Source organism: Acidovorax sp. GW101-3H11, from assembly GCF_001633105.1.
GTDB lineage: Bacteria > Pseudomonadota > Gammaproteobacteria > Burkholderiales > Burkholderiaceae_C > Acidovorax.
In genome coordinates, this window is record NZ_LUKZ01000003.1 from 54,846 (window position 1) to 78,104 (window position 23,259).

Here is a 23,259-nt window from a genome sequence, read left to right on the forward strand (position 1 = left end):
CAGGACCAGGACCAGGACCAGGGGCCGGGTTTCTGTCGGTGTGGGGCTCGCAGGCGGGGCGGCAGATCACCACGCCAACCACGTACACGTACCCTGCTCCACTGACAAAGTCAGTGGTGGGTTTTGTGGCCCCTTCTTTCCCTCTGAAACAAGGGGCCACGGATCGCGCACGGAAGGGGGCACAAACGATCAAATTGCCCGGATCGTGCGTGCCCCCTTCCGCGCCCCATTTGTGGCCCCTTCCGGGCGGTTGACCTATAACCCAAAGTGCCCATCAGGCGCCGTCACTGACCTTGGCGTACCCTAGCCAGAATGCGTCTTGAGTCGAGGCCCTTGCTGGAGTTTTTGGCGGCCAAAACCAGCGCCCTATAAGCCCACGGTGCCCTTGGTGCCCATCCTGCCTTCAACAAGACGGGGCGTTCCCGGGTCGGGCCGGTATTGCAAGGCAAATTCATGCTCTAGGGCTGGGTTTCTCTCCGCCAGCCCCAACAGCGCAGGAAACCCCACTCAAAGCGCAATAACTGTGCAAAGTTAGCTCAAGCCCCGGCACGCTCATGCGCAAGGGCGATGCCCTTCACGGCGGCCAACTGCCGGGCCACTTGCCAGCGCTCCACCACTTCACCGCTGAGTCTGCTCCAAGTGCTGGCCGTCCTGGCAGGGCCTTCGCCCAGCAGGCGATGCACTCGCCAGAGTTGAGCGCGTCGGACCGCCGTGGCGCGCGGGTCCGTGCGGCCACTCTTGTCCGGCGCGACCCGCACGGCGGTTTCGATGCAGTCCACCAACTGCCCGAAGCCGTCTCCGTGCAACCGCTCAAACACCCGCGCCCTGGGCGCTGTCTGTACCGTTCGCAAGTGCAGCCGTTGGGGCTCGGTGAGCCCCAAGGCCAGGACCAATCCGCGCACATTGCCGGAGCGCCCAAACTGTCGCAGTACCAGCCGCCACCATCCATCAGAGCCCCAAGGAGTCTTGAAGATGGCCCTCCCTAGCCCATATCGACCACGGTGCCCCGGGTCGGTGGTTTGCAGCCACGCCACATCGGCCGCGAACTCCACAAGCCGCCCTTGTGCTCCAAGGTGCCAAGGGCGCGGGCCCCGCAGGATAGGCGGGATGCCGCGCCCCATCAGTTCCATGTGCAGCGCCCACAACATCGCCGGATCGCCGCAGGTCTCAACCGATGCCCGGAGGTCAAGGCTAAATCGCCCAGCCAGCGCCGCCACGCGCGCATTGAAGCGTTCAACCTCCGAGCCACGCTTGCGCGCCACCAAGGCCGGGGCAGAAAAAAGGCCGCACTCGGCGGCCTCTTCGGTGTCCAGGTCAATCGCCGGATGCGTGCTCATGCCGTGGCGAAGGTTTGCCGGGCGTGGTGGTGGATTGAGCCCCCGCTGTCGTCATCTTGATCACAGGGCGACACCACCACCGCGCCGCCCGTGATTGGGCACACGATGGCCAAGACATCAACGCCACCCCAGTGCAGCACATGCACCTGCTGTGTGGGATGGTCCAGGGTTGTGATGCGCTCGCCCGTGCTCAACATGTCCCCAAGCTGCTCAATGTCCAGGTAGCTCACTTGCATGGCTCTGCCTCCATCAGACTGTTGATGAGGGCAGCTGTGCGCCTTGCCTTCGCCCCAGCGGCTGCAGCAGCTGCGTTCAGCTCATCACCAGGAGCAAGGCCGCCCATCAACAGCAGCAACTCTCGGTCGAGGTTGGCAAACAGGTCCGTGATCTGCGCCTGCACCATGGCCCGCTTTTGTGCTTCTTCTTGTGTCATTAGCATGCCTCCCGGCTGGCAAGCCACGCTTCAACGTCGCTGCGAAGGAATCCCACGCTCCTGGGACCAAGCTGCACGGGCTTGGGGAAGCCCGGGATTTTGCGCCAGCGCGACAGCGTGGCGAGGCTGATATTCAAAAGCACGGCAGCACGCTTGGGCCGCAGAACGATACTGTCCATACGAATTCCTTTGTTGTTTACGAACCTTCGTATGATTCCAAGGTGTGTCAGTTTGGAGTAGTGGGCTACAAATCATTTGCAGCCCACTGCTCCCACCCGAAGTATTCGTTTAGAAGGTCGCGGATTTCGCCTCGGCACTTTTTCTCCTGCTTGGGCTCCTGCCGCGTTTTGTTCCTCTTTGCGGCTACGAACTTCTCGTAGGCCACATCCTCAACGGCCTGCTTGAAGGACTCGCTGGTCATTCCGGTATGTTTTAGTTTCTGGAATGCCTCGTCCGCAGCATCAACAATCACCCGGCGCAAGCCCCATACCTCGGTCGCTCCCACCCGGTTCTTGGCCCTGAGGGCGGTAGCTAGATTGGCAGGCATGCCGTCATACGCGCTCAGCGCTGCCAGCAGGTAGCGCACCAAGTCCGGAGTGGCAGAGCTGGCCAAGATTTCGGCGTCCGTTGGGCTCTCCGAAAATGCCTTCGCCGCACTACGCTTCAAATCTGCGAAGGCCGTTTTTGGGGAGGCGCGTTTGCCGAAAATGTGAAGGCCATCAGCTAGGTTTTTCAGGGCACCCCGCACTTCAATGTCCGCATCCTTTGCAAGCTCCTGTGAACTGCCCATGACCAGGGCCACACCATGCGCCAGCCTCTCAGAATGCATTTTCCGCATCTCTCGAAGGTTTTTTCGCACCTCCAGGAGTTCGGCGGCCAATGTGCTCCGTTGTTGCGCCGTCAGTGCCCTGCGTGCAGCGCGTGCCTCTTCCAGCAATTCGCTCATGCCGCCCGCCCAATCGGCACCACATCCGCACCACGGCGCAGCTTGTCCAAGTAGTCCGCCCACTCGATCATCATTCGCCGCCGCTGCTCCATGAACTCCGCACGGTCATAGGCTGCGCCCAAGGGGCCACTCTTCCCGTGGGCCAACTGAGCCTCGATCACGTCGGCAGAGATGCCGTGAATGCGCTCAATCATTAGCGTGCGCGCCATGGCCCTGAACCCGTGGGCGCTCATTTCGTCGGAGGCAAACCCCATGCGCCGCAGGGCGGCATTGATGGTGTTGTCGCTCATGGCCCTCTCGCCTGTGCGCAAGCTGGGGAAAACGAAGCGGCCATGGCCGGTGAGGGGCTGCAGCTCTTTCAGGATGGCGATGGCCTGGGGCGCCAGGGGAACAAAGTGCGGCCTGCCGTTGAGCTTCTGAGCAAGTCGCCGCTTCATGTCCTGGGATGGGATCGTTAGCATGGCCTTGTCCAGGTCGATCCACGCCCATTCCATCTGCCGGATGTTGCCAGGGCGCTGAAAGAGCAGGGCGGACAGTGCCAGTGCCGCCTTGGTCATGGGCTGGCCGGTGTAGCCATCAATGGCCCGTAGCAGTTCGCCCGCCTTGGTGGGTTCCAGCACGGCAGCCATGTGCTTGACCACGATAGGCTTCAATGCGCCGTGCAGGTCGGTCACGGGGCTGCGTTCACAGCGCCCGGTTTGCACGCCGTAGCGGAACACCTGCCCGGCAGTCTGGCGGAGGGTGTGGGCGGTTTCGTTGGCGCCACGTTTCTCTACTTTGCGCAGTGCATCCAGCAGCACGGGGGCGGTGATGGCGGGCAATGTCAGCTTGCCGATGTACGGGAACAGGTCTTTCTCCATGCGCTCTATCCACCGCGCTGCATAGCGGGGGCTCCAGCCGCTGGCCTGGGTGGTGTGGAACTCCCGGGCCACTGCTTCAAAAGTGTTGGCGGCTGCTACACGGGCTGCAAGTTTCGCGGCCTTCTTGGCTGCGCTTGGGTCTATGCCTTCCGCGAGCAGTGCCCGGGCTTCGTCGCGGCGCTTTCGTGCCTTCGCCAAAGAGACTGCGGGGTACACGCCAATCGCTAGCGTTTTTTGCTCGCCCAGATGGCGGTAGCTCAGACGCCAATACTTGCCTACCGGTTTGACGTGCAGGTACAGGCCCTGCCCATCGGCGTGTTTTTTTCCCGCTGCGACGCTGGGATCGTGCTTGATGTTCTTTACGAAGGTGTCGGTAAGTGCCATGTGCGCCCTGCTGTTGGTATCTGCTCCGCTGGTATGTTCAGGTTCCAACAGAAATACCAACTTTTTGTTGGTATGTCATGGTACGTAGTGAGTCCCGGTGAGACAACAAAAAACCCGCTAAGCCAATAGGCATGCGGGTTTTTGATGTGTTCTGAGTCGGTGTGAGACGTCTATTTGGCCTGCCCGGAGGGACTCGAACCCCCGACCTATAGCTTAGAAGGCTATTGCTCTATCCAGTTGAGCTACGGGCAGAAAGGCTTTCGGCGGTGATGCCTACTGGCTGGGCGGAGTGTCCGCCCCTGCGTTGGTGCAGAGGCAGGATCATACCCGCCACGGCGGCGCCCTCTTGCAAGAAGCCCTCTGATTTTGCAGTGCAGGCGGGGATGCGGTTATAACGAGGCCATGCGCGGGCGCACGAGGCGCTCTCCCCTCCAGCACACATCACCATGCCGCACAGCGTTTCCCTTATCCACACCATTGCCGCAGCCCTTGGGCTGGCGCTGGCGCTGGGTTTTCTGGCAACACGTCTGCGTTTGCCGGCGCTGGTGGGCTATTTGTTGGCAGGGGTGGCGATCGGGCCGTTCACCCCGGGGTTTGTTGCGGATGCGGCCATGGCCAGTCAGTTGGCCGAGATTGGTGTGATGCTGCTGATGTTTGGCGTGGGCCTGCATTTCTCGCTGGGGGACCTGCTGGCGGTGCGCAAGATTGCCGTCCCTGGGGCGGTGGTGCAGATGATGGTGGCTACGGCGCTGGGTATGGCACTGGCCACCTGGTGGGGGTGGAGCCTGGGCGGGGCGCTGGTGTTTGGGCTTTCGCTGTCGGTGGCGAGCACGGTGGTGCTGCTGCGGGCCCTGGAGACGCTGGGCATTCTGGACAGCTACACCGGCCGCATCGCCGTGGGCTGGCTGGTGGTGGAAGACCTGGCCATGGTGCTGGTGCTGGTGCTGTTGCCCCCGCTGGCCGGGTGGCTGGGGAGCAGCGCTGGCGCGGAGTTGGACGCCGCACAGCTGGGGCGCACGGTGGGCTGGACGCTGCTCCAGGTCGGGGGCTTTGTGGCCCTGATGCTGCTGGTGGGGCGTCGCTTGTTCCCCTGGGTGCTGTGGCAGGTGGCGCGCACCGGTTCACGCGAGCTGTTCACCTTGTGTGTGGTGGCGGCGGCAGTGGGGATTGCGTTCGGGTCGGCCGCGTTGTTTGGTGTGTCGTTTGCGCTCGGCGCTTTTTTTGCCGGCATGGTGATGCGTGAATCCGAGTTTGCCCACCGGGCCGCGCACGAGTCCCTGCCGCTGCGCGATGCCTTTGCCGTGCTGTTTTTTGTGTCGGTGGGCATGCTGTTCAACCCTGCCGTGCTGTGGGAGCGGCCTTTGCAGGTGCTGGCGGTGGTGGCGATCATCATGGTGGGCAAAACACTGGCGGCGGCTGCGCTGGTGCTGGCGTTCCGCTACCCCCTCAACACGGCGCTCACGGTGTCGGCCAGCCTGGCGCAGATTGGCGAGTTCTCGTTCATCCTGGTGGCCCTGGGGGCATCGCTGGGCCTGTTGCCGCCCGAAGGCGCCAGCCTGGTACTGGCAGGGGCGCTGATTTCGATGGCGCTCAACCCCTTGCTCTTTCATGCGATTGCGCCGCTGCAGGACTGGCTGCGGGCCCGCTCGGCCTGGGCGCGGCGGCTGGAGCAGCGCGATGACCCGCTGGCCGAGCTGCCGATGAGCACGGATTCGCGCTACCTTGCCCGCCAGGTGGTGCTGGTGGGGTACGGCCGTGTAGGGCGGCGTGTAGCAGGCGCTCTGGCTGCACACGACATTCCGTTTGTGGTGGCCGAGCAGAACCGCGAGCTGGTGGAGTCGCTGCGGGCCGAGGGCATTGCGGCTGTGTTTGGCGACGCGGTAGAACCCGCCGTGTTGATCCAGGCACACATCGCCCGGGCCGCCATGCTGGTGATTGCCACGCCCGACTCTCTCAACGTGCGGCAGATCATTGCCACGGCGGTCACGTTGAACCCTGCCATCGAGACCGTGGTGCGCAGCCACAGCGAGGATGAGGCGCGCCGGCTGGTGCAGGAGTGTGATAGCACCGTGGTATTTCTGGCCGAAGATGCGCTGGCCCAGCTGATGTCGCACCATGTGCTGGAGCGGTCCCGGGAGCGGCAGGCGCGCTCCACCGGCCCTGCGCCCCTGCATGGACCGGTGTGATTCAAGAAAAAACAGGGCTCTGCGCGCGACCATAAAGGATTTATTGCTATTTATTTGATAGCAATTCCATGGCGTCGCCTTTTTGGGGGATAACCCAGTGCGCCTCCACCTGTTCTGAAGCGGCCCGCACGTGGCCGACGGCCCTGCCCAAAGCAGGCTGGCCATGTCGGCCGTCAAACACCCCTCGCTGTCACCGGGGCACCGGCACGTTTTGGCGGCCGCAGGCCCTCTCTGTGCAGGCGGTCTGCCCCGCCGCCACAGCGGCCGAGGGTGCCGCGCCCTTTCGTCGGGGCGCGGTTCTTCAATTACTCGGTTTCTTCAAACACCAAGGCGGGCGTGGCCATGACGCGGGCCATCTGGCCCAGGTCTTCGATCATCCGGTTGGCGAAGTAGCTGTTCTGCGTGTCTGGCTCCAGCGCGGCCACGGCCAGGTTGGCGCGGGGCTGGTTCAGCGGGACATAGAAGCTGCCCGCCGGGGCATCCACGGCGCTGCGCACGGTGGACACCTGGACACGCACGATGCCGGTGCCCCCAGCAATGGTTCCAATCACGTCCTGGCGGTCGCCGGTTTCGCGCGCGGTTTCCCGGTAGGTTTCGGCCAGCATGGCGCCGGGCTCGGCCACGCGCATCACTTGCAGGCCCAGCAGCCGCAGGCGCTCCACCGCCGCTGTAGAGCCCGCCGCCAGCCAGTACCCGCAGGGGCGGGCGCGCGACTTGGTGGCCCGCAGGGTGAGCGACGAGTTCCAGTCCACGCGGATGGTGCGGTCTGCACCAGTCTCCGGGTCCAGGAAGTCCAGGTCCCGCTGGGTGGGGGTGGCTGCCGCCTCGACCACCACCTGATCGCGGCAGGCCTGGGCGCTCACGTCCCGGGCGACAAACGAACGCACCTGTTCGAGGTTGGCGGCCCGCTCGGCCGTGCTGCGCAGGGCGCTGGAGATGGCGGTGACCTGCGAATGCACGCGGCGCTGGATGTGCATGCGGCCAATGCCCACGCCGCGTGTCTCGATGAGCAGGCTGACGGTGTTCTTGAGGCCATTCACGTTGCGCCCCGTGTCGGGCTGTGTGCCGCCCATGGAGATGCGCTTGTCCTCCAGATTGGTCGAGGTGGTGTAGTACCAGTCGCTGGCGATGCCCTGGGCCTTGAGCGCGGCCACCATGGGCTGGTGGTACCACTCCTGCGATGCCTTGGTCAGGAACTCGGGGTAGTTGGCCGTGGTGGTGTACTGCAGCAGGGCGTCGTAGCGCTGGACGGCGTTGAACTTCTGCAGGTACCGGCCCACCACGGTGTATTCGTGGGCATCCACCACCAGGATGGGACGGTAGTCGTTGATGACCCGGGCCAGTGCGCGGGCCTCGGGGGTGTTGAGCAGCAGGTGGTCGCGGTTCATGTCCGTGCCGTTGGCCGTGACGCGGGTGCCCACCTCGGCGCCATCGGGGTTGGCGCGGGGCACCACCACCACGTTGATGCGGTCCAGCAGCGGCTCCAGCAGCCCCTGGGCCAGTTCACTGCTGATGACCAGCAAGGCTTCGCTGCCTGCGGGCTCATCGCCATGCTGCTGGCCGATCAGCACCACCGTGGGACGGCCGCTGTTGTCCAGGCTGGCGGGGTCGGTGCCTGCTGCGCGGGTGAGCAGCAGCCCCTGGATGGGCTCGCCGCGCTGCGAGGTGCCGATGTTGAGCAGCTTGGTGCGTGTAGCGCTACGGGGGACTGCATCCGACAGGGACCGCAGCCATTGGCCCAGCTCGGCGTTGGTGGTGAAGGCCCGGCGATCCTGTGCCAACCCTGGGGTGTTGTAGGACGTTGGCGGGTTGGGGAAACGTGCGGCCACGGCAGCGCTGTAAGGCGGTGCCATGGGGCCTTCGTTCTGCACCACCAGCGGCGCAGTCGGGGGCAGGGGGGGGGACACCACGGCCGCGCGCTGTGGCGGCTGCTGCGGTGGCAGTTGCTGCTGGCCCAGCGGTGCAGGCACCACCGTGCCTTGTTGCGCGCGCGGCAGTGGGGCTGGTGCGGTGGGCCGCTGGGCAGCTGGTGTGGAGGGCCAGGGGGGCAGCGGTGTGCTGCCACAGGCCGTGAGCAGCAGGGCAGCGAGGGTGGCTGAGGTTGTCCAGCGCATGGCCCGCAAAGAAACCGTGACGGGGTGGGCGGTGTCTGTCCCTGCGGGGGGCGTGCGGCGAAGAGATGGGTGCATGGTCATGGGTGTTCTGCCAAGGGATGCCTCGCTGGGGGGCGTCTGTGCCGTTGATATTACCTGTGCAGTTGTGCCCAGCTGTATCGGCGTACATCCCGTTGCAATGCGCTGGTTGACACGGCGAGGGCCTGTGCTCTGGGCCAAATGGTCTTGTGGCGATGGCTACGGTGGTGACTGTGGTGTTGCGGGCGGCATCTTGAGCCGCAGCAGCGCACGCACAAACCCGTGGTCGGACCGGGTGCGGTCGCGGCTTTCGTGCAGGTGGTCGTTGAAGTAGTCCACCCGGCGCACATCGCCCACGCTGTTGCGCCCGGTGGCCATGAACTCTTCGCTCACCAGGATCTGGTCGAGCACGGAGGGGGAGCCCTGGTGGATGTGCGAATACGCCACATCTTTTTTCAGCGCGGCGTCGCCCTGGAGGTCGTAGGCATTGAACAGGGCCACATCCCTGGCCGACCGGTCGTAGGCGATCTCGGTGGTGGCACAGATGAGTTGCGTGGTCACGCTGTCGGGCGTGTCGTTGAAGTCGCCCAGCACCACCAGCGGGATGTTGGTGCGGTGTAGGAGGTCGATGACCAGGCAGCGCAGTGCCATGGCTTCGGCACCCCGCATGACCAGCGAGCGCAGCGAGGCCAGCGCCATCACCTTGCGGTCGTCGCGGTCCTCGGTGGGGTGGCCCTGCGCATCCTGCAGAAACTTGGGGCGTTTGGATTTGAGGTGTGCGGTCAGCACATTGAGGGGCTGACCATGTTTCATGCGCAGCGTGGCGACCAGGGGCGGGCGCTCGAAGCGGGTGTGCGGCCCCATGCCGGGCACCTCCACCTGGAAGCCCGGGGGGAAGTCAGGAAACGACTGCAGGGCCTCCACCTTGAGCCGTGTGGCAATGCCCACGCGGGGTGTGCCTTGTGCGCCATGGCGCCCGGTGTCGTTCTCGGCACCGGGGACGGCCACAAAGTCGTAGCGCAGGCCGCTGCGGCCCAGGGCGCCCTTGAAGGCGGCTTCATCCCAGACCTCCTGCACCGCCAGCACATCGGCGTTGAGCATGCGCAGGCGCTCCCCCAGCCAGGTGAGCTTGCGCTCGAACTCTGCGGCGCTGTAAGGCTCCTGGTTTTCATAGAACATGCGCCCGGGGTTGGCCAGGTTCAACACATTGCAGGTGGCCACCATCAGGGTGGCCAGGGGCTGGGGTGGGTCGTTGGGGCGCATGGGGCAGAGGAGCCGGGTAATCCGTAGGGGCAACAAACTTGCGGGTCAGATCTCAAGCGCGGGGACTGGGCAGGCGTCAAGGCGGCTGCAGCGCGCGCCCCGACAGCACCTGCAGCCCGGGCGGGCCTGACTGTACGGCATGGACCAGCGCACGCCCCACATCGACGCCGGGGCGGGCGCGGTAGTTGTCAGGAATGAGCGGGTCCAGCCATTTGAAGAGCTGGATGGAGAAGGATTCGGCCGGGCGTGTGGCCTGCTGCAAAGCCTGGCGCTCGCCAATCATCAGGGAGGGGCGGGTAATGACCAGGGTGGCAAAGCCCAGGGCTTTCAGATCGCGCTCGACCTCGCCCTTGACGCGGTTGTAGAAGATGCGTGAGAGCGCATTCGCGCCCATGGCGGTCACTACGCCGCAGCGGCTTGCGCCCGCGGCACGTGCTGCCTGCGCGGTGGCCATGACGGCGTCGTAGTCCACCTTGCGAAAAGCGCTTTGGCTGCCCGCCGCCGCGATGGTGGTGCCCAGGGTGATGTAGACATGGTCCACCGCAGGCAATGCGGGCAGGTCGGAGAAATCGACCGCGTGCAGTTGCAGCCGAGGATGGGCCAGCGCCGGAGGGCGCCGGTCCCGGGCATGCAGCACATGGATGGTGGCTGCTGCGCCCAGGGAGGCTGTCGGGTGAGGTGGCGAGGTGCCCGCAGCGGCCGCTGGCGCCGCCGCGTGGCCCCCCGACGGGGTGGTGTCAGCGGTTAAAAGAGCCGCGAGGACCGCCCGACCCACGAGGCCCGTTGCCCCGGCCACCAGAATTGCCGCCGCCATAGCCGCCACCTCCACCGTTGCCGCCACGATAACCGCCACCACCACGGCGACCGCCGCCGCCCATGCTGTCTACGCTGGTGCGCATCGGGTCAGGCTGTCCACCGGCCGCATGGCCCGAGTGGCGGTTGCCGGGGTTGCTGTGGCCCGAGTGTGTACCCAGGTGGGCATTGGCGCGTGGGGGTTGCGAATCGTCATAGCGATTGCCGCCGCCGCCACCTTCATAACCACCGCCACCGGAGCGACCGCGTGCAGGAGCCTGGCCACCGGCGCGTGCACCGCCGCCCTGGCCACCACCACCGGCACCACCAGCACGGCCACCACGTGGACCATTGCCGCCGCCATTCGCTGCGGCACCGCCACCGGCGCGCCCGCCACGGCCACCGCCGCCATTGCCACCACCGGCAGGTCGGGGGCCGCGCTCGCTGCCGCCGTTGCCAGCGCCCTGGCCGGCCTTGTTGGTGCGAATGCGTTCCATCATTTCGCTGCGGGCGGCCTTGGCGGCTGCCTGCATCACGTCACGGCTCGGGGGCTTGCCTGCGCCGCCCCAGATGGTCTGGCGGCCCATGGCGATGGGTTCGGCCTTTTCACCTGCATCGGGGCCAAAGCCTTCAATGACCTGCACGGGGATCTGCTGCTTGGTGAAGCGCTCGATCTCCATCATGAAGCCTTCTTCGTCCATGCAGACCAGGCTCACGGCTTCGCCCGTTGCGCCTGCGCGGCCGGTGCGGCCAATGCGGTGCACGTAATCCTCCGAGACGTTCGGGATTTCGTAATTCACCACATGGGGCAGGTCGTCGATGTCGATGCCGCGTGCTGCGATGTCGGTGGCCACCAGCGCGCGGATGTCACCGCTCTTGAAGCCGGCCAGGGCCTGCGTGCGGGCGCTCTGGCTCTTGTTGCCGTGCAGGGCCATGGCCTGAACGCCGTTCTTGGTCAGGAACTCGGCCACGTTGTTGGCGCCGAACTTGGTGCGGGTGAACACCAGCACCTGGCTCCAGTTGTGCTGCTGGATGATGTGCAGCAGCACCTGTTTCTTCTTGCCACGGCCCACGGGGTGGATCACCTGGGTGATGCGCTGCACCGTGGTGTTGCGGGGGGTGACCTGGATGCTTTGCGGGTTCTTGAGCAGTGTGTTGGCCAGGTCGCGGATCTCGTCGCTGAAGGTGGCGGAGAACAGCAGGCTCTGCTTGTCCTTGGGCACCAGGGCCAGCACCTTCTTCACGTCGTGGATGAAGCCCATGTCCAGCATGCGGTCGGCTTCGTCGAGCACCAGCACTTCCACGGTGGACAGGTCCAGGAAGCCCTGCTGCTGCAGGTCCAGCAGGCGACCCGGGGTGGCCACCAGGATGTCCACGCCGCGCTTGATGCGGTCGATCTGCGGGTTCATGCCCACGCCGCCGAAGACGACGGTGGAGTTGATGTCGAGGTACTTGCCGTATTCGCGTACGGACTCTTCCACCTGGGCGGCCAGTTCACGGGTGGGGGTCAGCACCAGGGCACGGATGCCCTTGCCGCCGAACTTGTTCTTGGGGGCTGTGCCTTGCGAGAGGCGGTGCAGCATGGGCAGGGTGAACGCGGCGGTCTTGCCCGTGCCAGTCTGGGCGCCGGCCAGCAGGTCGTGGCCTTCCAGAACAGCGGGAATGGCCTGTGCCTGAATGGGCGTGGGGGTCTCGTAGCCCGTTTCGTGCACGGCCTTCAGGATGGCAGGAGCCAGGTTCAGTTCGTCAAATGTCATGTCTTTGGATGCGCCCGTCCGGGGCGCTGGGTATCGGCCTGTCGTACAACCGGGGGGTTGTCGAGCCAGTCTCAGGCTGATGAGGTTCAGGATTGGGAGCCCGGAAGCGTTGCTTCTTTCGTCCCCAGCAGTGTGCTGATGTGACGGGCAACTGGAGCCCGCTACGGTGGGTATTGTCGCATGGCCTGATAATCTAGGTTTGCACGCAGAATTTCTGCTGCCCACTTTCGCAGGTTTAAGACACAAGCAAATGGCCCAATACGTATTTTCCATGAACCGCGTCGGCAAGATCGTGCCGCCCAAGCGCCAGATCCTCAAAGACATTTCCCTGAGCTTCTTCCCCGGCGCCAAAATCGGCGTGCTGGGAACGAACGGCTCCGGCAAGTCCACGCTGCTCAAGATCATGGCGGGCCTGGACAAGGAAATCGAAGGCGAAGCCATTCCCATGGCCGGCCTGAACATCGGCTACCTGCCCCAGGAGCCCCAGCTCGACCCCACCCAGACGGTGCGCGAAAGCGTGGAAGCCGCCATGGGCAAGGTGTTTGCCGCCAAAGCCCGCCTGGAAGAGGTGTACACCGCCTATGGCGAGGAAGACGCTGACTTTGACGCCCTGGCCGCCGAGCAGGCCGAGCTCGAAGCCATCATCGCCACCGCTGGCACCGACTCCGAACACCAACTGGAAATCGCCGCCGACGCGCTGCGCCTGCCCCCGTGGGACGCCAACATCGGCGTGCTGTCCGGCGGTGAGAAGCGTCGCGTCGCACTGTGCCGCCTGCTGCTGTCCAAGCCCGACATGCTGCTGCTCGACGAACCCACCAACCACTTGGACGCTGAATCGGTAGACTGGCTGGAGCAGTTCCTGCAGCGCTACTCCGGCACCGTGGTGGCCATCACCCACGATCGCTACTTCCTCGACAACGCCGCTGAGTGGATTCTGGAACTGGACCGTGGCTCTGGCATCCCCTACAAGGGCAACTACTCTGACTGGCTGACGCAAAAGGGCGCCCGCCTGGAAGCCGAGCAAAAGGGCGAAGAAGCCCGTGCCAAGGCCTTGAAGAAGGAACTGGAATGGTCGCGCCAGAACCCCAAGGCGCGCCAGGCCAAGAGCAAGGCCCGCCTGGCCCGCTTTGAAGAACTGAGCGACTTCGAATACCAGAAGCGCAACGAAACCAACGAAATCTTCATCCCCGTGGCCGACCGCCTGGGCAGCCAGGTGATCGAGTTCAAGAACGTCACCAAGTCCTTTGGCGACCGCGTGCTGATCGACAACCTGAGCTTCAACATCCCTGCCGGTGCCATCGTCGGCATCATCGGTCCCAACGGCGCTGGTAAGTCCACGCTGTTCAAGCTGATTGCGGGCAAGGAGAAGCCGGATTCGGGCGAAGTGGTGATTGGCTCCACCGTCAAGATGGCCTTTGTGGACCAGCACCGTGATGATCTGGCCAACGACAAAACGGTCTGGGAAGACGTGTCGGGCGGGCTTGACATCCTGAACGTGGGCAAGTTCCAGATGGCCAGCCGCGCCTACTGTGGTCGCTTCAACTTCAACGGCGGCGACCAGCAAAAGAAGGTCGGCATGCTCTCCGGGGGGGAGCGCGGTCGCCTGCACCTGGCCAAGACCCTGATTGCGGGTGGCAACGTGCTGATGCTCGATGAGCCGTCCAACGATCTGGACGTGGAAACCTTGCGTGCTCTGGAAGATGCACTGCTGGAGTTTGCTGGCACGATGTTGGTTATCAGCCACGATCGCTGGTTCCTGGACCGTATCGCCACCCACATCCTGGCGGCCGAAGGTGACAGCCAGTGGACGTTCTTTGACGGCAATTACCAGGAGTACGAGGCCGACAAGAAGAAGCGTCTGGGTGAGGAGGGGGCCAAACCCAAGCGGATGCGCTACAAAGCCCTGAAATAAGCCGCTGGTAGCCAGCTCAAAGACCTGAATCCAGCCTTCAGGTCAAGTAGGATTGCAACTGGAAACCTGTTCGCCGACTCCTCCCCACCATGTCCCAGCAGCCTGCGTCTCGTACGAGAACCGTGTTTCGTGCCTGTGTCGTCAACGCCGTGCGCGGGGGCGAGGCATTGATGCAGCAGCTGGTCAAGGTCACCCAAGGGGCCTTGGCGGAGGAAGAGACGGGCAGCGTCGGCATCCAGCAGCGCAATCTGATCAGCGACAGCCTGCGCTACCTCAACCAGCATGAGGCTGCGCTGGTCAAGGGTTACCCCATGGCCCTGCTGGAAATCTTTGCAGAGGGGCCTGCTGTCACCAAGGGGCGCAATTCGGCCGACGACACCGGCATGGATTTCGGTGAGCTGTCGCTCATGGACGAGAACGAGATGCTGGCGCAGGTGGAGCTCTCCAAGGCCCAGCAATCGGCCTTGCATGCCACCGATGCTGTGCTGGCTGAACTCAATACCCTGGTCAGCGCGGCACAGGGGTTGCGCAGTGTGCAGCCCGAGCGCAACCCGCTGCGCCCCGAAAGTTACATACGGGCCCTGCAGCGGGTGGTCAGCGATACGGGTGTGTCCCCCGAAGTCCGGCAGCTCTGGATGCAGCACATGCGGGACTTGCTGGGCAAGCTGCTCGTAGAGGAATACAAAAACACCGCCAAGAGCCTGCGCGAGCATGGTGTCCAGCCCGTGGGCTATGCCGTGCTGGGCACGCCTTCGGGCGGCGGCGGCCGCAACAGCGGCCCGGGCACGGGCTATGGGCAGGGGGGCTATGGTGGTCCTGGAACCGGCTATGGCACCGGGTATTCGGGCTACGGCCATTCAATGAACGCCCCCATGGGCGACTACGGCAACACCGGCTACGGCAGGGGCGTGGGGCCGTCCACGGGCTGGAGCGGAGACTCCCAGCAAGCGCCGATGTCGGCGGCGGTCGATGCGGCCGAAGAAGCCCTGCTCACGGTGGGCATCCTGCGCCAGATGCTGGCCGGTGGCGATCCGTTTGCGCCCCCTGGCTATGGGGCCGTGGTTGCGCAACCTGTGGCAGGGCAACCCGGATGGGTGGATCCCCGCGCGGGCACGGCCAGCGCGCAGTCTTCGCTGTCCGGGGCGTACTTCCCCGCAGGGGCGGCTGCCGAGGCCATCGAAGACATGGCCCAGCTGGAGCGTCTGGTGGGGCGACTGGCGGGTGGTGTTGGTGCCAGCCAAGGGGGCTCATTGCCAGTGCCCTTGTCTGGGTGGCGCGGCCCAGGGGTGGCGCCGGTGGTGTATGCCTCCATGCCCATGGAGGCCGCGACGCAGTCCACCGCCATGGCAGTGGAGGTGGTCGGGCGCATGATGGCGAACATCGCGCAGGATGCGCGCTTGCTGCCCCCCGTCCAGCTGGCGGTCAAGAGCCTGGAGCCTGCGCTCAAGCAACTGGTGCACCACGATGGGCGCTTTTTTACCGATGGCACCCATCCCGCGCGCCGCCTGCTTGACGAGTTGACCCAGCGCAGCCTGGCTTTTACCGCCGAGACAGACCAGGGATTCAGCCGCTTCATGCGCCTGGTCACGGAAGCCGTAGAGCACCTGTCCACCAACGAGATCAAAGACGCCGGTCCTTTCGATACCGTGCTCAAGGCGCTGCAGTCGGCTTGGGACAAGCAAGAACAGAAAATCAAGGCAGAGCAGGAGGCCGAGGAAAAAGCCCGCCTGCATGCCGAGCAGCGGGAGCTGCTGGCTGAAAAGGTGGCGGCGGATATCCGCAAGCTGCCTGACCTGGAGCAGGTGCCTGCCGATATTCTTGACTTCGCCGCAGGCCCCTGGGCCGACGTGATTGCCCTGGCGCAGGTGATGAACAGCGACGGCGGCAAGGACGACCCGGGGGGTTACCTGGCGCTGGTGCCCGTGCTGCTGTGGAGTGCCCAGCCGGATTTGACACGGCAAGAGCCGGACCGGCTCAATGACGCCATTCCCGGGCTGCTCGCCAAGCTGCGCAAGGGCCTCAAGACCGTCAACTACCCGGCAGTCCAGACCAGCGCCTTGCTCCAGCGCCTGGTGGGGTTGCACCAGGAGGCCTTTGAAAAGCCAGCCCCCGTCGTCGCACCAGAGCCCGTGGTGGAGGTCCCCCCCGAGGCCGTAGCCGCCGAAGCGCCGCCTGCCGTGCCCGAAGAGGCCGAGGGCAGCAGCACACCGCCCGTGGAAGCGCCCGACCCCTATGCCGATTTTGTGATCGGTGCTTGGGTGGAGCTGGTGACCAATGGGCGCGTGGTGCGCACGCAGCTCACCTGGGCCAGCCCCCATGGCACGCTGTTCCTGTTCACCGCGCCAGACGCCAGCACCCAGTCCATGACGCGGCGTATGCGGGACAAGCTGGCCCAGGAAGGGGCGCTGCGCGTGGTGCTAGCGCTTCCCCCCAAGGGGGCCAGCCGCGCAGCCGATGCCGCTGGTGCAGGGGCTGCAGGCGCTGATCGCAGGCCATCCGATGGTCGGGCCTCCGGTGCACGGCCATCATCCAGCTCCAAGATGGCGCCACTGTCCAAGTCGGCGCCTCTCTCGCCCTCGTCGGGCGCCAAGTCTTCCAAAAGCCGCTGAGTTTCCCCGCCTGGTTTTTTGTGGTCAGGAGGCTTCTGCCTCCGGAATCGGCTTGGGCTCTCCCCCCTCCGACACCCGAAGGAGTTTTTTGCGGACCAGGTGAATGTGGTTGCGCAGGGCGTACAGCTCATCGGCATAGGAGAGAGGCACGCTCACTTTTTCGGCCTGGGCTTCCAGCGCGCTGAGGGCCTTGAGCAACTCGGCCGTGTCGGTTTTGCCGATCTCCAGGTCGCTCTCAATCTCGCGCAGGCGGCCATACCAGCGGAACACCCGCGAGCGCACGCGGAACTGGTACAGCGGCGGCACGATGCGTGACAGCGGCAGCATGATCGCCAGCAGAATGCCCAGCACCAGCCACATGCGCTCGATCAGATTGGCAATCCAGAACGGCAGATAGCGCTGCAGCATGGGCACGGCCTCGTTCATGGCGCGATCGGCTTCCTTGGCAGTGGGCAATTCGCTATTGCGCGCGTTGGGGAACTCGCGCGCGCGGTTGAACCAGCCTGCGCCACTGTGCAGCTTCTGGGCATTCTGTGCAAACAGCGTGAGCAAGGCCGGGTGGGTGCCCTCGCGGGCCAGCAGCGATGTGGTGGACGCCACCAGCCGCACGTCCCTCACCGGCACGTTGCTGGCCAGATCCACCACGCCGCGCGGCAGGGTGACTGGTGTCAGGAAGGGGAAGCGCCGTGCATAGGCCTCGTGCTGCGCGAAGTCCAGCAACTGGACGCCAGGGGTTTGCAGCAGCATCTGCACCATCAGGGATTCGGGGGCCGATGCGAACACCAGCGCGTCCAGCTTGCCCGCCAGGAAGTCCACGGTGGCCGGGGTCTGGTCCAGGCGCGAGAGCTTGACGGCCCCCCGCTCGACCTTGTTGGCCTCCAGCAGGCGCTCCATCAGCGTGGGCACGCCACTGCCTTGTGAGCCCACATTCACATGCAGGCCACGCAGCTGCCGCAGTCCATCCAGCCGGGGCGTGTTGTACATGCGCTGCGCCGTCTCTGTGCGGTAGAACAGCCACACAGGCTCCACAAACAGGTTGCCCAGCGACACCAGTTCATCGGGGTCGTCGGGCAGGAGTTCGGCGGTTCCGCCCTGTACGAAGGCCACATCCGCCTTGCCTTCGCGCAGCAGTTGCAGGTTGTGCGATGAGCCTTCGCTGGGCAACAGCACCACCTCGATGCCATCCACTGCGAGTGCCTTCTGGTAGCGCTTGCCAAACTCTTCGTAGGCGCTTTGCGCTGGCCCGGTGGCCAGGGTCACTGTTTTAGGCGGATTGGGGTTGAGCCACCAGTAAGCCAGCGCCAGCAGCCCCACGGCAAGAAAAGCGAGCGGACCGGCGGAAACGATCAGATCGCGCAGGGAGAGCAGGGTGTTGCGAAAGGCCTGGGACATGGGATGGGGATGAAGATCACAAAAGCAGCGGGGGCAGGTGCGACACCGTACATGGGGTGGGACCAAAAGAATGCCCCCCGCAGAAAGACTGTTCGGCGGCCCTGTGGATTATCCCGGGCCTTGGGGTGCGTGGCGGGCGGAAGTCCGCGCCACCCCAACCCCAGCTGGTCGCAGCGGAGCAGTGCGGGGCAAGGGGGCGGCAAGACAGCCCGCCGCTCCTTGCCCACGGCCTACTGTGGCTGGCGCCGCCGTTGGCGCTCGTAGGCGATGCACTCCTGCAGGGACAAGAGGTCGTCCTGGTTGCCGTCAGCGGCCTCGAAGTAGGCCATGCGCGCCTGCACCACCTCCGAGAAAGACAGCTTGCCATCGGCGTCCTTGTCGGCCGCAGCCAGCCGCCGCAGTGCGCCCTTGCCGATGCGGGGCACCTGGCCCAGTTGAGCCAGGTGCACATAGCCCTGTGCATCGGGCCCCAGGCTGTGCCAGCTTTGCACGATGTCCTGGTGGAACTCGTCCAGCGACACGTTTCCATCGTGGTTGAGGTCGGCCGATGAACAAATGGCCTGGAGGCGGTCGGCGAGGGGCCGGGCCGCCTGCTTGGGGCCCGCCTTGGCGGGCCGGGCCGGGGTGGTGGGGGAGGTCACGGGGGCATCGGCTGCGTGGGCTACCGGGGCAGCAGCCAGGAAGGCCAACGAGGCCAGAGCGCAGGTGGCTGCGCAGAGGCTGTGAACGGTATTTTTCATCATCATCACGCACTCCTTACCACCACCAGCGCTGGCTGGGGCTGCGGTTGCAGGGCCAGACCATGGTGTGCGCGCCCGGGCGAACCTGGCCGGCCTCCACATCCAGGCATTTGCCGGTGAGCTGGCTCACGATCTGCCCGCCCCGGGTGGACCAGCTCTGGCTGCGCGAGCCCGAGCAGGACCACAGCACCACCCGTGCGCCATCGCGCGGGTCGCCCCGGTCCACGTCCACGCACAGGTCGCGCACCCGGATCTCGCCGCCACGCCCCACTGCGAATCGCTGCGACGCCGTGCCGTTGCACTCATACACCTGCAGCGTGGTGCCGGGCTGGAACTTGCCGCCGCGCACATCCAGGCACAGGCCGCCGCCCGCACGGATCTCGCGGCCCCAGTCGCCACCCTGCTGGGGGTAGTCCGGGTACTCGGGGCGCCGGTCGTTGTCGTGCCGGTTGTGGTTGGCCAGCAGGGCAATCCCCGCGATGGCGGCCACCGCCGCCACGGCTGCTCCGGCGTTGGAGCCACTGCTGTTGCCGGGGGCGTAGCTGCGCGTGATCTTGAAGCGTCCGCCGCAGCCGCCGTTGGTCCACAGCTCGCGATTGGTCAGGTCGTAGCCCCAGGTGCGGTTGAAGCGGCAGGTGCCCTGGGTTTGTTCCACCAGATCCACCTGGGTCACATCGTCCGCCAAGCGGTAGGCGGTGTAGCCGCCGCTGGACTGCAAATCCACCAGCTGGTCCTGTGCCTGCACCGCCTGGACGCTCATGAGCAATGGCAGGCACAGCAGCCACGCGGGTTTCCGAAAGGCCGGGTCTTTCATGGTTTTCTCTCCTCGTTGCGATAAGGGGCGGGGGCTTGCAGAGCTCGCCGCGGGGCGCCACCCGCTGTCTGCATCATAGGATGGCCTGCAGCCATTGCGTTCGGTTGTAGTTCGCGCCATCGGTTGAAATCCCGTTGGCCCGGCGGCGCTGGTTCGTGCATGATGGCACCGCGCCAAGGCAAGCCTGTGTCTGCCTGTGTCACCCCCAACCACTGCCGTGCCCGATGAAACGCTTCTATGTCGTTGCCTCCATCCCACTGCTGCTGGCGGCGCTGATCCCCATTGCGGCCTCATTGTGGGTGGCCCATCGCAAAGCCAAGGACGATCAGATCACCTACCTGACGTCGTTGGCGGACGAGGCGCTGCGGCGCGGCGTGGCCTCGCGCCAGCAGCTGGTGGCCGCGCTCAACGAGCTGGACCGGGACCCGCACCCCCCCTGCAGCCAGGCCAGCCTCACGCGCATGCAGCAGCTCGTGGGCACCTCGTTCTACCTGCAAGGCATGGGCTCGGTGATGAATGGCACCCTGGTCTGCAGCACGCTCACCCAGGGCAGCGACCTGGTGCCACTCACCGGCAACCACATGGTCACCTCCACCGGGATTGCCAGCTGGATTGGTGCCCGCCTGCCTTTTGCGCCCGATCAGCCCTTCAACATCTACGCCCGCAACGGCCACGCGGTGATCATCCACCCCGGCATCGTGATCGACATGCCGGTGCTTCACGACGATGTTTCGCTGGGGCTGCTGATCAGCGCGCCGCAGGCGCTGATACGGTCCAAGGGCCCGCTGGATGCGCAGTGGCTGGCTTTGTACACCCCCCATGCCAGCAGCCAGGTCGAAAGCGACACCCACCACATCGTTTTCCGGGCGTCGAAAGACAACAACATCGCCGCCATTGCCGCAGCCCCCAAGGCACAGGCCTACGGCGGGCTCAGGGCCCAGGCGCTGATCCTGGCGCCGTTGGGCCTGGTGGCCAGCGCCCTGTTTGCGCTGGGTGTGGCAATGCTCACCCGGTGGCAGCTGTCGCCGCGCGTGCGGCTGCGCGCGGCCCTGCGTCGGCGCGAGTTCTTCATCCTCTACCAGCCCATCGTCGATCTGCAGACCGGCCAATGGGTGGGGGCCGAAGCCCTGCTGCGCTGGCGCCGCCGCAACGGCACCCTGGTGCCACCCGACGAGTTCATTGCCGAAGCCGAGAAGGCCGGGGTCATCGCTTCCATCACACGCTACGTGATGGACATGGTGCTGGCCGACCTGCCTGAGCTGCTCAAGGCCAGCCCGGGTTTTCATGTGAGCCTGAACCTCTCGCCGCAGGACCTGGTGGCCGACGGGCCGGTGCAGTACCTGCAGCGGCGCTTCAGCGCCATGGAGTTTCCGGCGGGCGCGCTGATGCTCGAAGTCACCGAGCGGGGGCTGGTGGACATCGAGGCCGCACGGCCCGCGTTGCAGGCGGCGCGGCAGATCGGGGCGTCGATTGCGCTGGATGATTTCGGCACGGGCTACTCCAGCCTGTCCATGCTGGAGTCCATCGACATCGACACCCTCAAGATCGACCGCATCTTCATCGCCAGCATCGGCGCGCAGGCCGCCATCAGCCCGGTCACCACCCACATCATCGAAATGGCCCACACGCTCAAGCTGGCGTTGATTGCCGAGGGCGTGGAGACGCAGGACCAGGTGGACTTCCTGATCGCGCGGGGCGTGCGCCAGGCCCAGGGCTGGAAGTTCGCCCGTGCCATGCCCCTGGTGGAACTGCTGGCCGGGCTGCGCGCGGCCCCGGCCGCCCGCCAGCGGTAGCGCCACCCGAATCAAGGCAGCCCTGCGCCGGTTGTTTTTTAGCCGCGCCTGCTTGTGCTCACTTGAGCAGCAGTGCCGACCCGCTGCCGTGAATCCGGAAGACCGCCACGGCACTGACGAGGTCGTCGGCCTGCCCGCGCAGGCTCGATGCGGCGGCGGCCATTTCCTCCACCAGCGCCGCATTCTGCTGGGTCGCCTGGTCCATCAGCGTGACGGCTTCACCCACCTGCGTGACCCCCGCGCTCTGTTCAGAGCTGGCAGCGCTGATCTCGCCCATGATGTGCGTCACGTTGCGGATGCTGGCCACCACCTCCGTCATGGTCTGGCCAGCCTTGTCCACCAGGGCGGTGCCATGCTCCACGCGGCCCACGCTTTCGGTGATCAGCTGCTTGATCTCCTTGGCGGCGGCGGCGCTGCGCTGGGCCAGGTTGCGCACCTCGCTGGCCACCACGGCAAAGCCCCGGCCCTGCTCGCCTGCGCGGGCGGCTTCCACTGCGGCATTCAGCGCAAGGATGTTGGTCTGGAACGCAATGCCGTCGATCACGCTGATGATGTCGTTGATCTTGCGGCTGGAGTCGTTGATGTCCTTCATGGTGGCCACCACCATGGCCACCACGTCGCCCCCCTGCTGCGCGACAGTCGAGGCCGAATGCGCGAGCCGGTTGGCATTGACCGCGTTGTCTGCGTTCTGCTTCACGGTCGAGCCCAGCTGTTCCATCGACGCCGCCGTCTGCTGCAGCGCACTGGCCTGCTGCTCGGTGCGCATCGACAGGTTCTGGTTGCCCTGCGCGATCTCGGCGCTGGCGGTGGAAACACTCTCCGACCCCTGGCGCACCCCCGGCACCAGGTTCGACAAGCTTTGGCGCATGGCCTCCATCGAAGCCACCACCGTGGCGATTTCGTCCTTGCCCTGCGCCACCAGCGGCGTGGCCAAGTTGCCCCGCGCAAACTCCTGCGTGGCCCGACTGGCCTCGCTCAGGGGCCGGACGATAGAGCGCATGGTGGCGATGCCCAGCACGCAGGCAAACAACACCATTGCCACACTCAGCACAATCAGCTGCAGGCGCAGTGATTCAAACTGGCGCACCGACTGCTCGTTGGCCCGTTTGCTGATGGCGTCACTCTCGGCCAGAAAGGCGTCGATGTTGCCGACCAGCTTGGCCAGCAGGGGGCGGCATTCCGTGTTGATCTTCTGGATCGCCACGTCCTTCTCGCCCTGGCTGCCCAGCCGCGTGATCTCCAGCGCGATCGGCCCATAGGCGGCTTCCGTCTCTTTGATCTGTGCCAGCAGGCTGCGCAAAGGGGTTGTTTCGGGTGGAGCCGCCTGGAGGGCTTCCTCCACGCTCTTGAGTGCCCGCCCCATGCCGTCGTGCGCCGCCCCGATGAGCCGGAGTTCGGCGGCGGCATCTTCCTTCGACCCGGCAATCATCAGGTTGCGGGCCGAGATGGCCCGCGCATTGGCCGCATCCAGCACTTGGTTGCCCAGGCTTTTGACCACATTCAGGTGATTGACCTGGTTGTCCAGGCTCTCCTGCGTCTGCGCTTCTCCATGCAGGCCCATGATGGCCACCAGGATCAAGGCACCGGTGATAACTAAATAGCCAATACCAAGACGCGTCTTGATGCTCAGGTTTTGCAGGACATTCATGCAATGGGCCCTCCAGCTGGTGATAACGATGATGCGCTTTTGTGGGCTAAAGCGCCATGTTTTCAATCTCTTGTGAGCAGGTGGCCACATGCGTTCAAGTAGCGTGGGGCGTCACGGCGCGACACAGCCCTTGATGCTGGGCTGCTTTTCAGTCCCGTCAAGGTTTTTTTGACCGCGCACGGCAGGGTTTTGCATGCCCTGCGTTGCGTTTCTGGATGCCGTTGGAGCGCCGGGAGTGCTTTCAGCGCATCGGGGTGGCCC

18 protein-coding genes and 1 tRNA gene are annotated in these 23,259 nt (G+C 65.3%); 4 read left to right on the top strand and 15 right to left on the bottom strand.

Translation table 11 applies throughout. The features are described from left to right. Nucleotides 1-536: 536 nt before the first annotated feature. The 7 genes from A1D30_RS03820 to A1D30_RS03850 all read right to left on the bottom strand — a co-directional run bounded on the left by A1D30_RS03820 (nucleotide 537) and on the right by A1D30_RS03850 (nucleotide 4,212). On the bottom strand, nucleotides 537-1,337 hold the full coding sequence (locus A1D30_RS03820) for a hypothetical protein (protein ID WP_063459474.1): 801 nt from the start codon (nucleotides 1,335-1,337) through the stop codon (nucleotides 537-539). Continuing rightward, the gene (locus A1D30_RS03825) at nucleotides 1,334-1,573 is read right to left on the bottom strand and encodes a hypothetical protein (protein ID WP_063459475.1); all 240 of its coding nucleotides are present in this window, start codon (nucleotides 1,571-1,573) and stop codon (nucleotides 1,334-1,336) included. Before A1D30_RS03825 ends, A1D30_RS03820 begins: the two co-directional genes overlap by 4 nt. Next, entirely contained in the window at nucleotides 1,564-1,770 is a 207-nt protein-coding gene (locus tag A1D30_RS03830) for a hypothetical protein (RefSeq protein WP_063459476.1), read from the bottom strand. Before A1D30_RS03830 ends, A1D30_RS03825 begins: the two co-directional genes overlap by 10 nt. Next, a complete protein-coding gene (locus A1D30_RS03835; protein WP_063459477.1) occupies nucleotides 1,770-1,949 on the bottom strand; it encodes an AlpA family phage regulatory protein in 180 nt (59 codons plus the stop codon). The genes A1D30_RS03830 and A1D30_RS03835 overlap by 1 nt, the downstream gene beginning before the upstream one ends. Before the next feature lie 65 nt (nucleotides 1,950-2,014). Next, entirely contained in the window at nucleotides 2,015-2,716 is a 702-nt protein-coding gene (locus A1D30_RS03840) for a hypothetical protein (RefSeq protein WP_063459478.1), read from the bottom strand. Then, entirely contained in the window at nucleotides 2,713-3,960 is a 1,248-nt protein-coding gene (locus A1D30_RS03845) for an integrase arm-type DNA-binding domain-containing protein (RefSeq protein ID WP_063459479.1), read from the bottom strand. Before A1D30_RS03845 ends, A1D30_RS03840 begins: the two co-directional genes overlap by 4 nt. Before the next feature lie 175 nt (nucleotides 3,961-4,135). Next, nucleotides 4,136-4,212 (bottom strand) — tRNA-Arg (locus A1D30_RS03850). Nucleotides 4,213-4,406: 194 nt separating this feature from the next. On the opposite strand from A1D30_RS03850, the gene ybaL reads away from it, so the two are divergent. Next, complete coding sequence (gene ybaL, locus A1D30_RS03855; RefSeq protein WP_063459480.1) at nucleotides 4,407-6,146, top strand: YbaL family putative K(+) efflux transporter; 1,740 nt, start codon at nucleotides 4,407-4,409, stop codon at nucleotides 6,144-6,146. A 305-nt stretch (nucleotides 6,147-6,451) separates the two neighbouring features. On the opposite strand, the gene A1D30_RS03860 is transcribed toward ybaL, so the two are convergent. The 4 genes from A1D30_RS03860 to A1D30_RS03875 all read right to left on the bottom strand — a co-directional run bounded on the left by A1D30_RS03860 (nucleotide 6,452) and on the right by A1D30_RS03875 (nucleotide 12,090). After that, complete coding sequence (locus A1D30_RS03860) at nucleotides 6,452-8,260, bottom strand: M14 family zinc carboxypeptidase (RefSeq protein ID WP_242421783.1); 1,809 nt, start codon at nucleotides 8,258-8,260, stop codon at nucleotides 6,452-6,454. A 237-nt stretch (nucleotides 8,261-8,497) separates the two neighbouring features. Continuing rightward, on the bottom strand, nucleotides 8,498-9,541 hold the full coding sequence (locus A1D30_RS03865; RefSeq protein ID WP_063459481.1) for an endonuclease/exonuclease/phosphatase family protein: 1,044 nt from the start codon (nucleotides 9,539-9,541) through the stop codon (nucleotides 8,498-8,500). A 76-nt stretch (nucleotides 9,542-9,617) separates the two neighbouring features. Next, nucleotides 9,618-10,178 (bottom strand): nucleoside-diphosphate sugar epimerase, encoded by a 561-nt coding sequence (locus A1D30_RS03870; RefSeq protein WP_242421776.1) that lies wholly within the window; start codon nucleotides 10,176-10,178, stop codon nucleotides 9,618-9,620. Nucleotides 10,179-10,278: 100 nt separating this feature from the next. Beyond that, nucleotides 10,279-12,090, bottom strand: coding sequence for a DEAD/DEAH box helicase (locus A1D30_RS03875; RefSeq protein ID WP_063459483.1), 1,812 nt, complete (start codon nucleotides 12,088-12,090; stop codon nucleotides 10,279-10,281). Between the two features lie 250 nt (nucleotides 12,091-12,340). On the opposite strand from A1D30_RS03875, the gene ettA reads away from it, so the two are divergent. Then, nucleotides 12,341-14,002, top strand: a complete 1,662-nt coding sequence (gene ettA, locus A1D30_RS03880; protein ID WP_063459484.1) for an energy-dependent translational throttle protein EttA — start codon at nucleotides 12,341-12,343, stop codon at nucleotides 14,000-14,002. An 89-nt stretch (nucleotides 14,003-14,091) separates the two neighbouring features. Next, entirely contained in the window at nucleotides 14,092-16,611 is a 2,520-nt protein-coding gene (locus A1D30_RS03885) for a DUF1631 family protein (RefSeq protein ID WP_082836310.1), read from the top strand. Between the two features lie 24 nt (nucleotides 16,612-16,635). Here the strand turns inward: A1D30_RS03885 and A1D30_RS03890 are convergent, their stop codons facing one another. The 3 genes from A1D30_RS03890 to A1D30_RS03900 all read right to left on the bottom strand — a co-directional run bounded on the left by A1D30_RS03890 (nucleotide 16,636) and on the right by A1D30_RS03900 (nucleotide 19,557). Beyond that, the gene (locus A1D30_RS03890) at nucleotides 16,636-18,003 is read right to left on the bottom strand and encodes a TAXI family TRAP transporter solute-binding subunit (protein ID WP_063459486.1); all 1,368 of its coding nucleotides are present in this window, start codon (nucleotides 18,001-18,003) and stop codon (nucleotides 16,636-16,638) included. A 230-nt stretch (nucleotides 18,004-18,233) separates the two neighbouring features. After that, nucleotides 18,234-18,743, bottom strand: a complete 510-nt coding sequence (locus tag A1D30_RS03895) for a hypothetical protein (RefSeq protein ID WP_063459627.1) — start codon at nucleotides 18,741-18,743, stop codon at nucleotides 18,234-18,236. A gap of 16 nt (nucleotides 18,744-18,759) precedes the next feature. Then, on the bottom strand, nucleotides 18,760-19,557 hold the full coding sequence (locus tag A1D30_RS03900) for a lectin (RefSeq protein WP_063459487.1): 798 nt from the start codon (nucleotides 19,555-19,557) through the stop codon (nucleotides 18,760-18,762). Nucleotides 19,558-19,781: 224 nt separating this feature from the next. Between A1D30_RS03900 and A1D30_RS03905 the strand changes: the two genes are divergently transcribed. Continuing rightward, on the top strand, nucleotides 19,782-21,350 hold the full coding sequence (locus A1D30_RS03905) for an EAL domain-containing protein (protein WP_063459488.1): 1,569 nt from the start codon (nucleotides 19,782-19,784) through the stop codon (nucleotides 21,348-21,350). Between the two features lie 58 nt (nucleotides 21,351-21,408). On the opposite strand, the gene A1D30_RS03910 is transcribed toward A1D30_RS03905, so the two are convergent. Continuing rightward, on the bottom strand, nucleotides 21,409-22,998 hold the full coding sequence (locus A1D30_RS03910) for a methyl-accepting chemotaxis protein (RefSeq protein WP_063459489.1): 1,590 nt from the start codon (nucleotides 22,996-22,998) through the stop codon (nucleotides 21,409-21,411). Nucleotides 22,999-23,259: the final 261 nt, after the last annotated feature.

What these genes read in the sequence shown, in the direction of transcription:
- A1D30_RS03820 (WP_063459474.1), bottom strand. Translation starts at nt 1,337, where the DNA reads ATGAGCACGCATCCGGCGATTGACCTGGACACCGAAGAGGCCGCCGAG.
- A1D30_RS03825 (WP_063459475.1), bottom strand. Translation starts at nt 1,573, where the DNA reads ATGCAAGTGAGCTACCTGGACATTGAGCAGCTTGGGGACATGTTGAGC.
- A1D30_RS03830 (WP_063459476.1), bottom strand. Translation starts at nt 1,770, where the DNA reads ATGACACAAGAAGAAGCACAAAAGCGGGCCATGGTGCAGGCGCAGATC.
- A1D30_RS03835 (WP_063459477.1), bottom strand. Translation starts at nt 1,949, where the DNA reads ATGGACAGTATCGTTCTGCGGCCCAAGCGTGCTGCCGTGCTTTTGAAT.
- A1D30_RS03840 (WP_063459478.1), bottom strand. Translation starts at nt 2,716, where the DNA reads ATGAGCGAATTGCTGGAAGAGGCACGCGCTGCACGCAGGGCACTGACG.
- A1D30_RS03845 (WP_063459479.1), bottom strand. Translation starts at nt 3,960, where the DNA reads ATGGCACTTACCGACACCTTCGTAAAGAACATCAAGCACGATCCCAGC.
- ybaL (WP_063459480.1), top strand. Translation starts at nt 4,407, where the DNA reads ATGCCGCACAGCGTTTCCCTTATCCACACCATTGCCGCAGCCCTTGGG.
- A1D30_RS03860 (WP_242421783.1), bottom strand. Translation starts at nt 8,260, where the DNA reads ATGCGCTGGACAACCTCAGCCACCCTCGCTGCCCTGCTGCTCACGGCC.
- A1D30_RS03865 (WP_063459481.1), bottom strand. Translation starts at nt 9,541, where the DNA reads ATGCGCCCCAACGACCCACCCCAGCCCCTGGCCACCCTGATGGTGGCC.
- A1D30_RS03875 (WP_063459483.1), bottom strand. Translation starts at nt 12,090, where the DNA reads ATGACATTTGACGAACTGAACCTGGCTCCTGCCATCCTGAAGGCCGTG.
- ettA (WP_063459484.1), top strand. Translation starts at nt 12,341, where the DNA reads ATGGCCCAATACGTATTTTCCATGAACCGCGTCGGCAAGATCGTGCCG.
- A1D30_RS03885 (WP_082836310.1), top strand. Translation starts at nt 14,092, where the DNA reads ATGTCCCAGCAGCCTGCGTCTCGTACGAGAACCGTGTTTCGTGCCTGT.
- A1D30_RS03890 (WP_063459486.1), bottom strand. Translation starts at nt 18,003, where the DNA reads ATGTCCCAGGCCTTTCGCAACACCCTGCTCTCCCTGCGCGATCTGATC.
- A1D30_RS03895 (WP_063459627.1), bottom strand. Translation starts at nt 18,743, where the DNA reads ATGAAAAATACCGTTCACAGCCTCTGCGCAGCCACCTGCGCTCTGGCC.
- A1D30_RS03900 (WP_063459487.1), bottom strand. Translation starts at nt 19,557, where the DNA reads ATGAAAGACCCGGCCTTTCGGAAACCCGCGTGGCTGCTGTGCCTGCCA.
- A1D30_RS03905 (WP_063459488.1), top strand. Translation starts at nt 19,782, where the DNA reads ATGAAACGCTTCTATGTCGTTGCCTCCATCCCACTGCTGCTGGCGGCG.
- A1D30_RS03910 (WP_063459489.1), bottom strand. Translation starts at nt 22,998, where the DNA reads ATGAATGTCCTGCAAAACCTGAGCATCAAGACGCGTCTTGGTATTGGC.